The sequence below is a fragment of the Porphyromonas crevioricanis genome (genome assembly GCF_900476255.1).
Classification (GTDB): Bacteria; Bacteroidota; Bacteroidia; order Bacteroidales; family Porphyromonadaceae; genus Porphyromonas; species Porphyromonas crevioricanis.
The window spans coordinates 1,525,699-1,538,426 of the sequence record NZ_LS483447.1; the positions used below are offsets into that span (position 1 = coordinate 1,525,699).

Genomic DNA, 12,728 nt, shown 5'->3' on the forward strand with positions numbered 1-12,728 from the left:
AAAAAGTTTGGACTGTTTTTTCTTTGAGTGTTTGACAACATCGTGAATGCTAAATTTATCTTTGAAAATCATTATGAAAAAAAGAATTACTCTATTATCCCTCTTGATTGTGTCTGTTGGTATGGTCTCTTCTTTATGGGCACAAGAGGCCAAAAAGAACAATGTCGATATTAACCTCAGAGGTGGTATCGGCGTGATGACTATGACCCACAAACTGATTACTCCGTTTGTAAGTAACACTTCAATGACAGCTGATGCTTGGATACACAGCAACTTGAAAATCGGAGTGGAGGTGTCTTTTTTGTCAATGACTTTGCAGGATCAGTTCCCAGCCCTAACACCAAAACAACACGAGCTCAATCAATTATTCGTAGGGCCGGTTATTTCATTCTGTAAGCGTTCTGAATTACTCCATGGATGGGGAGCCAACGCTTCGCTTTCTTTGGGATATACCTACCTCTCCAGAGGTAACAGTAAAGGGGCGTTGTCTGGAGCCTACCAGTCATTCAATAAAGATCAACATGCTTTTGGAGCCAATCTCAATGCGGAAATACGTCGATACATTGGCCATTTCTATCTCGGATTGGGTTATACGTTAGGTGTGAGAGTGTTTGAAATGGGAGCCACCTCAAATACAAATACCCTCTTTAATAGGATAGGAATTCCTCAGTTAGCATTAGGAGTTGTTCTGTAAAGAATAGGCATTGTCGTGACATCATCCCTGATGCAATAGGCCCATCATAATTAAAAAATCGGACGGAAGTAAATCTTTTTCGCCCGATTCTTTTATTTATCCCTTTCTTCTCGGGAAGCGAGGCCTTTGAGGCTTAGCTATTTCTCTCTCTTGGAAAATGATTTTTCAAGAGAAGAAGTCACGCTTTTGGGCAGCTCAACATGTCGACTGGAAGATTTGTTTAAGGTTCTTATAAGTCTTACCTTTGCGTGGCTTTTGCCCAGTGTTTGGGTTTGTGGGTGAGGCTCCTTTGGTGCGAAAAATATAAGTGGGTAAAGATGCCGTTTGTAAACGAGTTGGTCAAGTATCGTTCAGTGTCTATTGTTGGGATGTCCAAGAATGCCGGCAAAACGGAGTGTCTGAATTATGTGCTTGGACGCTTGGAGAACAGCTATGACCTCTCTGTCTGCTTAAGTTCAATAGGGATAGATGGAGAAAAACGCGATCAAGTAACAGAAACCGATAAGCCCGAAATCAGTTTGCCAGCCGGAATGTACTTTGTCACTTCAGAGAAACACTATTTGGAGCGACGGCTCACATCCGAGATACTCGACGTGAGTAATGAGCGTACAGCTTTGGGAAGACTCATTACTGCCAAGGTGATAAACAGAGGCAAATTGCTCATATCTGGCCCCTCTTCCACAATTGGACTTCGCAGACTTATCAACCATACTTCTCGCTTGGGGATAGACCTTACCATTATAGATGGGGCTCTTTCTCGGCTGAGTCTTGCTTCCCCAACAGTTTCGGAAGCTATGATATTGGCCACAGGAGCAGCTGTATCCAAGAATATAGGAGAGTTGGTACGCCAAACAGCTGCCTTGTATAGCCTAATATGTCTTTGTGATACGGGAAACCCTCATCTGGTAGAACGTCTGTTACCCCTTGAAAAGGGATTGTTTGGAATTGACAAAGACGGCTATGTACATGACTTGGGGATACGAACAGCCCTACAAATACCGAGAGACAAACTACCGATTTTGCAACAGTACAGTACCATCTATGCCGCTGGGGCTGTAAACGACAAGTTACTCGAACAGCTCAGGGTGGATGCAGCCGGATGTAGACTGATAGTTCGCGACTTTACTCGTATCTTCGCCAAGCCTACTGCTGTGGATTTGTTTCTGCGCTCGGGAGCAGAGCTTCGGGTTTTGTTTGCTACAAAGCTTATCGCTCTTACTGTCAATCCGCAATCTCCGGACGGCTACCTCTTGGATTCAACCCGATTAAGGGAGGAAATGCAGGCTGCGTTGAAAATACCGGTGTATGATGTAAAGCAAATGGGATGAGGTTACGAGATCATATCAAAACAGTAAAGGGTATACGCTATTTAACCGAAGAGCTGGAGCTTTTGTCTCCAGCCGGCAGGCGTTGTATGCTCGACTTACCCATGATGACATCTGCCACGGAAATAGAGCAGAGCCTAAACCGTTTGGAGCTGGTACTTGACTGTATGAAAAACAAAGAGTTGCTCAAGGCTATTTCCGAGATTGCTCTACGCTTGATGCAGTTGCGTGATGTGGAAGGCTCAGTTACTGCCGTATATAGTGGAGCGATGCTCACGGATATAGATCTTTTTGAGATAAAAAACTTGGCCCTCATCTCTACTTCTGTAGCTGAGATCCAAACTCAATTACCTCATGAGCTGCCTCTCTTACCGAATTTGGATGAAACAGTCAAGATACTTGACCCCGAAGGGAAGCGTATTCCCACTTTTATGGTATACGACAGCTATAGCATAGAATTATCCGAGTTACGTAAGCAGTACCGTAATATCCCTGAAGGAGATGAAAAAGAAGCTCTTTGGATACAGATTTCTCAGGTAGAGGATAAAGTCAGACGTAGGTTGAGCCGTATGCTCCAGCCTATGGGGCCTGCCTTGAAAGAGGCTCTTGACTTGTTGGGCTATTACGATTTACTCATTGCCAAGGCTAAATTAGCTCTGACGCAGTCTTATGTAAGACCTCGTATAAACACTGAAGGCCGTATATCTTATAGCAATCTAAGGCATCCTCAAGTAGAAGCTATCCTAAAGACACGCGGGCAGAAATTTCAACCGGTAAGCATAACATTGTCCCCCGGTGTAGCTTTAGTTACCGGGGCTAATATGGCTGGTAAATCCGTCCTTCTTCGGTCTCTTGCTGTCGCTCAATTAATGTCTCAATATGGGTTCTTTTTGCCGGCTTCTGATGCCGATATCTATCCTGTAAAAGAGGTAATGCTATGTATTGGAGATGCCCAGGATGAAACAGAAGGATTGTCTTCCTATGGAGCTGAGATGGTCAGACTTTCTGAGATTTGCCATTTGGTGGCTGGAGGAGAGAGTGTATTAGCTCTGATAGATGAGCCGGCACGTACCACTAACCCGACAGAAGGACAGGCGATTGTAAGCGGTTTGGTGGAACTACTAACAGCTTATTCGCAGACTATAGCAGTTGTGACGACTCACTACAGTTCTGTTGATGTTCCCTGTCGCAGACTTAGAGTGAAAGGGTTTGTCGAAGAAAAGGTAAAATTGCCTCTCCATGTCAATGAACTGAATAGTTGCATCGATTACAGCTTGGAAGAGACCGATACATCGGATGTTCCTCATGAGGCCATTCGTATCGCTCAAATCCTGGGAGTATACCCCGATCTAATTGACAGAAGTATAAAGTATATCAAGAGATAAAGAATGAGAACAAGTAAAGTAGGTATTGACTACAACAAAGTAGATCATGCACGGAATGTGGCTGGAGAAATAGCCAATGATGTGCAGAGCTTTGTAGACCGATATACCACCGTAGCCGTGGAGCGCACGCTTTGCCGTTTGGTAGGCATAGATAATGTGGATGAAAATCAGGTGCCTCTTCCTAATCGTGTGGTAGACAGTCTGAATGAGAAGGGTGTGCTAGAGCATGGTGCTCTGTTCTTTTTAGCTAATGCCATGTTGACCACAGGGAAGACTCCTCAAGAACTGGCTGAAGCTGTAGCAAAGGAAGATTTAGATCTGACAAGCTTTGAATTCAGATCTCGTCAGGAGGTAGCGGATGTACTGGCTCCTTTCATCAAGGCCGGAATGGACAGAATAGCCGCCAACCGCAAGCGACGTGAGGATTATATCAATACCATTGGCGAAGGATCCAAACCTTACTTGTATATCATTGTTGCCACAGGTAATATTTATGAAGACGTTATACAGGCTCAAGCCGGAGCACGTCAAGGGGCAGATATTATAGCTGTGATCCGCACCACGGGGCAGAGTTTGCTCGACTATGTTCCCTATGGGGCGACAACCGAGGGGTTTGGTGGTACGTTCGCCACACAGGAGAATTTCCGTATTATGCGAAAAGCTCTTGATGAAGTAGGCGAAGAGGTTGGTCGTTACATCCGGCTCTGTAATTATTGCTCAGGGCTTTGTATGCCAGAAATTGCTGTGATGGGAGCTTTAGAAGGCCTTGATGTAATGCTCAATGATGCTCTGTACGGGATTCTTTTCCGAGATATCAATATGCAGCGCACGCTCGTAGACCAATACATGAGTCGTGTTATTAACGGTTTTGCCGGCGTTATCATCAATACCGGAGAGGATAATTATCTAACTACAGCTGATGCTGTGGAACAAGCTCACACGGTATTGGCTTCCGACCTGATCAATGAGCAATTTGCTTTGGCTGCCGGTTTACCAGAAGAGCAAATGGGCCTTGGACATGCTTTCGAAATGGATCCTACTCTCAAGAATGGCTTCCTATACGAACTTGCTCAAGCAATTATGACTCGTGAGATATTCCCTAAAGCTCCACTGAAGTATATGCCACCCACCAAGTTTATGACAGGTAATATATTCCGTGGACATATACAGGATGCCCTGTTCAATATTATTGGTATATGGTCACACCAAGGATTGCAGCTCTTGGGGATGCCTACCGAAGCTATTCACACTCCTTTCATGAGTGACCGTTATCTCTCTATCGAGAATGCACAATATATCTTCAACAATATGCACGATATTGGAGAAGAAGTCTATTTTAAGGAAGATGGTATCATACAGAGTCGTGCCAGAGAAGTTTTGGATAAGACTATTGAACTTCTTGAACAAATCAGGGAGGAAGGTCTCTTTACTGCTTTGGAGCTGGGAATCTTCGGTGATGTTAAGCGTCCAAAAGACGGAGGAAAGGGACTCAGTGGTGTATCTATCAAAGGTGCACATCACTACAATCCTGTAATAGAATTGATGAAGACCTTTAATATGGAGGGCAAGCTATGAGTGAAGGACTCTATTCTACCGAGAAAAAAGATTACGACCAGACACTGGATCTAACCAAGGTGAAGCCTTATGGCGACACTATGAATGACGGTAAGGTACAGCTTAGTTTTACCCTCCCTGTACCCGAAGGAGAAGAAGCCATAGAAGCGGCTAAGCAATTACTACGCAAGATGGGACTAGAGAATCCTCAGGTAGTGTATTACCATGAGCTCACCAAAGGGTTTACATTCTTTAATTGTTATGGCAGTTGTCAGCACACCGTGGACTATAGTTCTATCTATGTTCCCAAGGTGGAATCTACTAAATGGAGTATGGATGAAACGGATCAATTTATCCGGGAGCACATAGGTCGTCCATTGGTTGTTGTTGGGGCCAGTACCGGTACAGATGCCCACACAGTAGGGATCGATGCGATCATGAACATGAAGGGGTTTGCCGGTCGCTATGGTCTGGAGCGGTATGAAATGATAGAGGCATATAACTTGGGAAGCCAAGTGCCGAATGATGAGTTCATTGCCAAAGGATTGGAACTGAATGCTGATGCCTTGTTGGTATCACAAACTGTCACTCAAAAGGATATCCACATCAAGAATCTCACAGAGTTGATAGAAATGGTGGAAGCTGAAGGCCTTCGAGATAAAATGATTATCGCTTGTGGAGGTCCTCGTATTAGCTATGAGTTGGCCAAAGAGTTAGGTTATGATGCCGGTTTTGGAGCGAATACTTATGCTGATGATGTCGCTTCTTTCATTGCACAGGAAGTAGACCGAAGACTTAATGCCAGAACAGAGGACTGACCCTCTTGATTATGAGTAATACGAACGAAATAATTATAAAATCACCAGGACTATGGAAAAAAATCAAATAAGAGAAGTCATTGCCAGACGCGTGGCTCTTGAGCTCAAAGACGGTGATGTCGTAAACCTTGGTATCGGTCTGCCGACCATGGTCCCTGCTTACCTTGAACCAGGTGTGCAGGTAATGTTGCAGTCTGAGAATGGTATGATTGGTATGGGGCCTGCTCCCAAAGAGGGGGAGGAAGATGACAATTGGGTCAACGCAGGAGGGGGGGCTATTACAGCTAACGAAAGAGCTGCAACTTTCGATAGTGCCCAGAGTTTTGCTATCATCCGAGGAGGACACGTAGATGTGAGTGTCCTCGGGGCCTTGCAAGTAGACGAGAAAGGAGATTTGGCCAACTGGCTAATCCCTGGAAAAATGGCCCCGGGCATGGGGGGTGCCATGGACTTGTTGATGGGAACACGCAAAGTAATCCTTGCTATGGAGCACACAGCCAAAGGGAACCCCAAGATTATGAAAGAGTGTTCGTTGCCCCTTACGGCTGCCGGACAAGTAAATATGATCGTCACAGAAATGTGTGTAATAGAGGTGCGTAAAGGAGAAGGCTTGGTGGTAACAGAGCTTCATCCCGAATTTACTCGTGAGGATGTGATTGCAGCTACCGAAGCAAATCTTATCTTTGCCCCCGATCTCAAACCCATGCGTCAGTAATACTGTTATTCAAACCACATTTTATCAATAACATATGGAATTCTCTCAAACACCACAAGAGAAGCTGTTCCTCGAGATGATCAGAGCTTTCGCTGAGAAAGAAGTGAAGCCTCTGGCTGCAGAGATTGATGAACAAGAACGCTTCCCAATTGAAACTGTAAAGAAAATGGCCGAAATAGGCCTTATGGGTATCCCTTTCCCAAAAGAGTACGGAGGGGCTGGCGCGACCAACCAAATCTACTCCATGTGTGTAGAAGAGTTGAGCCGTGTATGTGCTACAACGGGTGTTGTAGTATCTGCTCATACCTCTCTTTGCTGTGCGCCTATCTTTGAGCATGGTACTGAAGAGCAGAAGATGAAATACCTGCCTAAGTTGTGCTCGGGAGAATGGATTGGAGCCTTTGGCCTTACTGAGCCCAATGCTGGAACGGATGCTGCTGCTCAGCAAACTTTCGCAGTAGAGGAAGGTGATCATTATGTGCTTAACGGCAACAAGATCTTTATCACCAATGCCGAATATGCTCATGTGTATATCATCTTTGCTATGACAGATAAGAGCCAGGGTACCAAGGGGATCACTGCCTTTATTGTAGAAAAGGATATGCCAGGCTTCAGCGTGGGTAAAAAAGAACTCAAACTAGGTATCCGTGGATCTGCTACCTGCGAGTTGATCATGGAAAACTGTATTGTACCCAAAGAGAATCTTTTGGGTAAAGTTGGAGGTGGATTCAAGATTGCCATGAAGACCCTTGATGGAGGTCGTGTAGGGATCGCATCTCAAGCTTTGGGTATTGCACAGGGAGCTATGGATGAAACTGTGAAATACACTAAGGAACGCAAGCAGTTCGGCAAGTCAATTGCTAAGTTTCAGAATACACAGTTCCAATTGGCAGACCTCGAAACTCGTATCCAAGCTGCTCGTTTGTTGGTGCGTCAGGCTTCTTGGAAGAAAGATCAAAAGCTTCCCTATAGCGTAGATGCTGCCATGGCAAAGCTTTTCTGTGCAGAGACTGCTATGGAGATGACTACGAAAGCCGTGCAATTCCATGGAGGTTATGGCTATACTCGCGAATATCCAGTAGAGCGTATGATGCGAGATGCCAAGATTACAGAGATATACGAAGGTACCAGCGAAGTTCAGCGTATGGTAATTAGTGCTAACCTTTTAAAGTAAAAGCCACACAATATGCTCAAGATTGTAGTATGTATAAAGCAAGTTCCCGATACCACAGAGATTAAACTCGATCCGGTGAAGGGAACGCTTATTCGCGAGGGTGTACCCAGTATTATGAACCCTGATGACAAGGGAGCCCTGGAACAGGCCCTGCGTCTGAAAGACAAGTTTGCAGCTCATGTCACAGTAATTACCATGGGACCTCCTCAGGCTGAGGCAGTATTGCGTGAAGCTTACGCAATGGGCGTAGACCGAGCCATCTTGCTGAGTGACCGTAAATTTGGAGGTGCAGACACTTTGGCCACAAGTTATACTATCACGCAAGCTATCCGTAATATCGACTATGATATTATCCTGGCTGGTCGTCAGGCTATAGATGGAGATACGGCTCAGGTTGGTCCCCAAATCGCCGAACAACTCGATTTGCCACAAATTACCTATGTAGAAGAAGCTGAATATGATGGCTGCAAAACCCTTACTGTGCGCAAGAGTACAGAAGAGGGGCATGAGATCCTCAGTGTAGATATGCCTTGTATGCTTACTCTTTTGGCGACTGCAAACCAGCCTCGTTACATGAGAATGCGTGGCATCATGGAGGCCTATGAGAAGGATGTAGAAGTTTGGGATAGCAATTCTATTCAGGTGGATCCTGAGCGTTTGGGCCTGAAAGGTTCTCCTACCAGTGTGAAGAAGGCTTTCACCAAGGGAGCTAAAGCGATGGGTACTTTGCATGAAGAACTTACACCTGAAGAGGCTGCAGAACTTATACTCCAAAAACTTAAAGAGAAATTCATCATCTAATAGCTCTTACCAATATGATAAACAAAGCTGACTATAAAGGAATAATGGTCTTCGCCGAGCAGCGTGCCGGCGTAGTTCAAAACGTGGCTTTCGAGCTTATCGGTAAGGCTAGAGAGCTCGCTGATAGCATAAATGAAAAAGTAACGGCTCTTTTGCTCGGGCATGGACTTGAAGGGTTGGAAAAAGAACTCATCGCAGCTGGTGCCGATAGAGTATTGGTTGTGGATGAACCCTGCCTAAAGGATTATATCACAGAGCCCTATGCACAAGCTATTGCTCACTTGATCACCGAGAATAAGCCTGAGATCGTACTTGTTGGTGCAACGACTATCGGCCGCGACTTGGGGCCTCGTCTTTCGGCTCGCTTGCTTTGCGGTCTCACTGCAGACTGCACTTCGCTGGAGGTCGGTGAAGATCGTGGCTTGTTAATGACTCGTCCTGCTTTTGGTGGCAATTTGATGGCCACAATTGTAAGTAAGGAACATCGTCCTCAGATGTCCACAGTACGCCCCGGTGTGATGCGTCAAAAAGAACGCGACTATAGCCGTTCCGGTGAAGTTGTAAAGGTTACTGTACCTTTCGATGAATCTAAGTTCAAGGTAAAGTTGATCAAGAAGGTTATCGAAGACAAGAACAAGATCGATATCACCGAAGCACATGTACTTGTCAGTGGTGGTCGTGGAGTTGGTACGACAGATGGCTTCGAAAAGCTTGAGGCATTGTCTTTGTGCTTGAATGCTGAGGTGTCTTCTTCAAGAGCCATGGTTGACGCAGGTTTGATCCCTCATGATAGACAAGTGGGTCAGACAGGTAAGACGGTTCGCCCTGACCTCTATTTGGCTTGTGGTATTTCTGGAGCTATCCAGCATTTGGCTGGCATGGAAGAGTCTGAGTATATCATTGCAATCAACAAAGATAAGTTCGCTCCGATATTCCAAGTCTCAGACTTGGGTATTGTAGGAGATTTGCACAAGATTATTCCTGTTCTCACAGCCAAATTGCAAGCAGAACAGGCAAAAACAAAGGCTTAAGGAACTGTTTATTCTGTTTTTATGGCAGATTATCAACATCTTATATTGAATAGAGAGGGAGGCATAGTCTTCCTCTCTATCAATCATCCGGAAACGCTCAATGCGCTTTCCTCCGACTTACTCGGGGAGTTGAGACAAGTTGTGGCTGAATTGGAGATCGATAGCTCTGTGCATGTTCTCGTTATTACAGGCAGTGGCAGGGCTTTTGTTGCCGGCGCAGATATAAAGGAAATGAGTCAGATGACTCCCATGCAAGCCAAGGCCTATGCTATCAACGGATCTGGAGTTTTCAGACGGATAGAGATGCTCCCATTTCCAGTGATTGCGGCAATCAATGGATTTGCTTTAGGAGGAGGATGTGAACTCGCCATGGCTTGCGATATACGAATTGCCTCCAATAAAGCAAAATTTGGACAGCCTGAAGTTGGATTAGGAATTCCTCCCGGCTTTAGCGGAACGCAAAGAATGTCTCGTCTGATAGGCGAACCAAAGGCAAAAGAGTTGATCTATACAGCCGATGTGATTGATGCTGAAGAAGCCCTCAGTATAGGTTTGGTGAATAAGGTTGTAGCTCCCGAAGAACTCCTTGATGCAGCCCGACAAATGGCTGAGAAGATTGCGTCTAAAAGCAGATCGGCCATAATGGCAGCTAAGGAGGCGATCAACAAGGGGGGGCAGACAGATATTGATACCGCTATCACGATAGAACAAAATCTCTTTGCCCACACTTTTGCTCATCCTGATCAGAAAGAAGGTATGACGGCTTTCTTGGAAAAGCGAAAGCCCAATTTTGAATAACCAAGGAGTAAGTATCTCCCAAATTTGGGGTGTAGAGCCTCTTCGGCCGACCGTCACGCAGCAATGGAGTGGCAGTCGGCTTCTGTATTTAGCCAAAGAGCTATAAAATGATCTCATAAGAGTTATGAGATGAGATTTATATCAAACTTCCTGTACTGAGGTATGTCCACTATATTGAGCAAATCCTGATCCCCGTTTGAATCTCCATATGCATAGCATCGGTATCTCGTCTCGAAGTTTGGGATGTAATGCTGTAGGTAGCGTATCTTCTCCTTTTTATTGCAGTTAGGGCCATTTAACCGGCCAGTGACAATCTGTCCTGCCTGCTCCAGCTTTGCTCCAATTACAAGGTCTATTCCTTTTGTTTTAGCCCAAGGAATGATCCAGTCGATAGGAGAGGCAGAAACGATACAAATGCGATGCCCCAATTCTTGATGTCTGCAGAGAGCAAGTATAGCTTCTTTTCTCTCTATTCTATGTAATTGTTGAATAACAAACTGCTCACAAAGGAGATTCAATTCTTCAGCTCTTTTCCCCTTTATTATGGGACGTAGCATTAGCTCCTTTGCTTGCTTGGCAGACAAGACTCCTTGTTTGAATCTTAAAAAACATAAACAGAAATAGGGCAGGTGGCGAAGTGTTCCGAAAATGCCCAGTCCATACTTTAGAAATAGGAGAAAACTATCTCTCCGGATAAGAGTTCCATCGAAATCAAATATTGCCAATGTTGGACGTAAGTCCTTTTTATCAAAAGAATCAGAAGACATAAGAGAGAAGAAAAAAGAGAAATCCCCAACATAGGACAATGATTTGTAAGCCACGATCCTTGTATAGCATTTCGGTGGGGTTATAATACTTGCCTTCCACAATCACCGCACGCAGGTAGTATATCAATCCCAATGCTACCAATGGAATAGAAGTGTATAGGTATGGACTATGTTGCTCCATTGTTGCATTATCCAAACAATAGAGCGTATAAAGAACAATCAGGATGGCTGATATTGTGGAAAAAATAGACTGAAGAAAGGCTGGAGAGTAGTGCTTTACCACGGGGCGAGAAGTTTCATTTCGCTCCGTTGCGAGCTTAAGGTCTTCCTGTCTTTTACCAAATGCTAAGAGTAGAGAGAGAAACAAGATCATCAAAAAGAGCCAGTGAGACACTTCTGTATAGGCTGCAGCTCCTCCCGCTTCTACTCTAAGGACGAAGCCTGCTGCGACAAAAAAGGCATCCAACACGGGCCAATGTTTTCCCCATAGAGAGTAAACTATGTTGATCAGTACATAACTTCCCACAATCAGTGTCGCAATTTGCCATCTTGAGTCTTCGTAAGGAGGAAGCAACATTAGAGAGAGGCTCCCCAATAGCAAAACCCCACACAATATATAGGCCTGAACTAAAGACACCTTGCCCGAAGCTATGGGCCTATACCGTTTCTTTGGATGGTTGCGATCAGATTGCCTGTCATAGATATCATTAAAGACATAGATGGCACTGGAGGCAAAAGAAAAGGCAAAGAAAAGGATACCCAATCTTCCCCAAACTTTTGGAAAAAGAATTTCATGACCAAAAAAAGCTGGCAGCAAGACGAAAAGGTTCTTTATCCACTGCTGAGGCCTTATCAATTTGATTGAGTCTTTCATGAAAGTTTTCTCCGGCTAATCGCTCATTAGCAGTTCCTGAAGTTCCTCACTGGAAATATCCACTTTCACCTCTCCTCTAAATGCAATTGAAATTTTCCCTCTTTCCTCACTTATTATGATCACCTTGGCATCTGTTTCTTGAGATAATCCGAGTGCGGCTCTGTGCCGTAACCCCAGATCTTTGTTTAAGTCCGTGGTTGAAGAAACCGGTAAGATACAGCCGGCGGCCTTTATCTCATTGTCGGCAATGATCATAGCTCCATCGTGCAGAGGACTATTTTTGAAGAATATATTTTCGATCAGCCGGGCTGTAATCTCAGATCGAAACCGCTCACCCGTATGTTCGTATGGGGTGAGATCCATCCCTTGCTGTATGGCAATGAGAGCTCCAGTCTTTTTGCGTGACATATTCATACACGCCAATACCACGGGGGCAACCCATTTGCGTTCTTCTTGTTTCTTGACCCTGCGATCTCTGTAAAAAAAGTGATTGAATATTCTCCATTTCTTGGTTGAGCCTAATGTCGCAAGGAATTTGCGTATCTCATCTTGGAAAATGATAACCAGAACAAAGAATCCTACATTGATAAACTTGTCAAGTATAGCTCCCATGACTCTCATCTGAAGCATCTGAGAGATGAAGATCCACAAGATGATAAAGAAGATAATCCCCAAAAACAGGGCTTTACTGCCAGAATTTCGGAGTATATAGTAGGTATAGTAGATAAAAAGGGCTACTAAGAGTATGTCTACAAAGTCTTTGAAAGAGAATGACAGCCACATAGCTCCAGT

13 protein-coding genes are annotated in these 12,728 nt (G+C 44.7%); 10 read left to right on the forward strand and 3 right to left on the reverse strand.

The genetic code is table 11. The annotated features are described in order from the left end of the window. The first annotated feature begins 73 nt into the window (after positions 1-73). From DQN70_RS06630 to DQN70_RS06675, 10 genes are all read left to right on the forward strand, one after another. A complete protein-coding gene (locus tag DQN70_RS06630; protein ID WP_078801674.1) occupies positions 74-694 on the forward strand; it encodes a hypothetical protein in 621 nt (206 codons plus the stop codon). Positions 695-1,011: 317 nt separating this feature from the next. Then, positions 1,012-2,022, forward strand: coding sequence for a lysine 5,6-aminomutase reactivase subunit KamB (gene kamB / locus DQN70_RS06635; RefSeq protein ID WP_023939456.1), 1,011 nt, complete (start codon positions 1,012-1,014; stop codon positions 2,020-2,022). Then, positions 2,019-3,404 (forward strand): lysine 5,6-aminomutase reactivase ATPase KamC, encoded by a 1,386-nt coding sequence (gene kamC / locus DQN70_RS06640; protein ID WP_023936764.1) that lies wholly within the window; start codon positions 2,019-2,021, stop codon positions 3,402-3,404. Before kamB ends, kamC begins: the two co-directional genes overlap by 4 nt. A 3-nt stretch (positions 3,405-3,407) precedes the next feature. Beyond that, positions 3,408-4,979 carry a lysine 5,6-aminomutase subunit alpha gene (gene kamD, locus DQN70_RS06645; RefSeq protein WP_023939455.1) on the forward strand — a complete coding sequence of 524 codons (1,572 nt, stop codon included), beginning with the start codon at positions 3,408-3,410 and terminating at the stop codon, positions 4,977-4,979. Beyond that, positions 4,976-5,776 carry a lysine 5,6-aminomutase subunit beta gene (gene kamE / locus DQN70_RS06650; protein ID WP_023936760.1) on the forward strand — a complete coding sequence of 267 codons (801 nt, stop codon included), beginning with the start codon at positions 4,976-4,978 and terminating at the stop codon, positions 5,774-5,776. Before kamD ends, kamE begins: the two co-directional genes overlap by 4 nt. 52 nt (positions 5,777-5,828) lie before the next feature. Next, positions 5,829-6,491, forward strand: coding sequence for a 3-oxoacid CoA-transferase subunit B (locus DQN70_RS06655; protein ID WP_023936758.1), 663 nt, complete (start codon positions 5,829-5,831; stop codon positions 6,489-6,491). 34 nt (positions 6,492-6,525) lie between these two features. Further along, positions 6,526-7,665, forward strand: coding sequence for an acyl-CoA dehydrogenase (locus DQN70_RS06660; protein WP_023936757.1), 1,140 nt, complete (start codon positions 6,526-6,528; stop codon positions 7,663-7,665). Positions 7,666-7,677: 12 nt separating this feature from the next. After that, positions 7,678-8,466 (forward strand): electron transfer flavoprotein subunit beta/FixA family protein, encoded by a 789-nt coding sequence (locus DQN70_RS06665; protein ID WP_023936755.1) that lies wholly within the window; start codon positions 7,678-7,680, stop codon positions 8,464-8,466. Between the two features lie 17 nt (positions 8,467-8,483). Next, a complete protein-coding gene (locus DQN70_RS06670) occupies positions 8,484-9,497 on the forward strand; it encodes an electron transfer flavoprotein subunit alpha/FixB family protein (RefSeq protein WP_036888909.1) in 1,014 nt (337 codons plus the stop codon). Positions 9,498-9,518: 21 nt separating this feature from the next. After that, a complete protein-coding gene (locus DQN70_RS06675) occupies positions 9,519-10,295 on the forward strand; it encodes an enoyl-CoA hydratase-related protein (protein WP_036889539.1) in 777 nt (258 codons plus the stop codon). 122 nt (positions 10,296-10,417) lie between these two features. Here DQN70_RS06675 and DQN70_RS06680 read toward each other — a convergent pair whose 3' ends face one another. Genes DQN70_RS06680 through cdaA form a run of 3 tightly spaced genes read right to left on the reverse strand, consistent with a single transcriptional unit; the run spans position 10,418 to position 12,719 of the window. Next, positions 10,418-11,062: an HAD-IB family hydrolase gene (locus DQN70_RS06680; RefSeq protein WP_023936751.1), complete on the reverse strand. Its 645-nt coding sequence runs from the start codon at positions 11,060-11,062 to the stop codon at positions 10,418-10,420. Beyond that, the gene (locus DQN70_RS06685; protein WP_023939449.1) at positions 11,052-11,936 is read right to left on the reverse strand and encodes a decaprenyl-phosphate phosphoribosyltransferase; all 885 of its coding nucleotides are present in this window, start codon (positions 11,934-11,936) and stop codon (positions 11,052-11,054) included. Before DQN70_RS06685 ends, DQN70_RS06680 begins: the two co-directional genes overlap by 11 nt. 15 nt (positions 11,937-11,951) lie before the next feature. After that, positions 11,952-12,719, reverse strand: a complete 768-nt coding sequence (cdaA, locus tag DQN70_RS06690; protein WP_023936749.1) for a diadenylate cyclase CdaA — start codon at positions 12,717-12,719, stop codon at positions 11,952-11,954. Between the last annotated feature and the right edge of the window lie 9 nt (positions 12,720-12,728).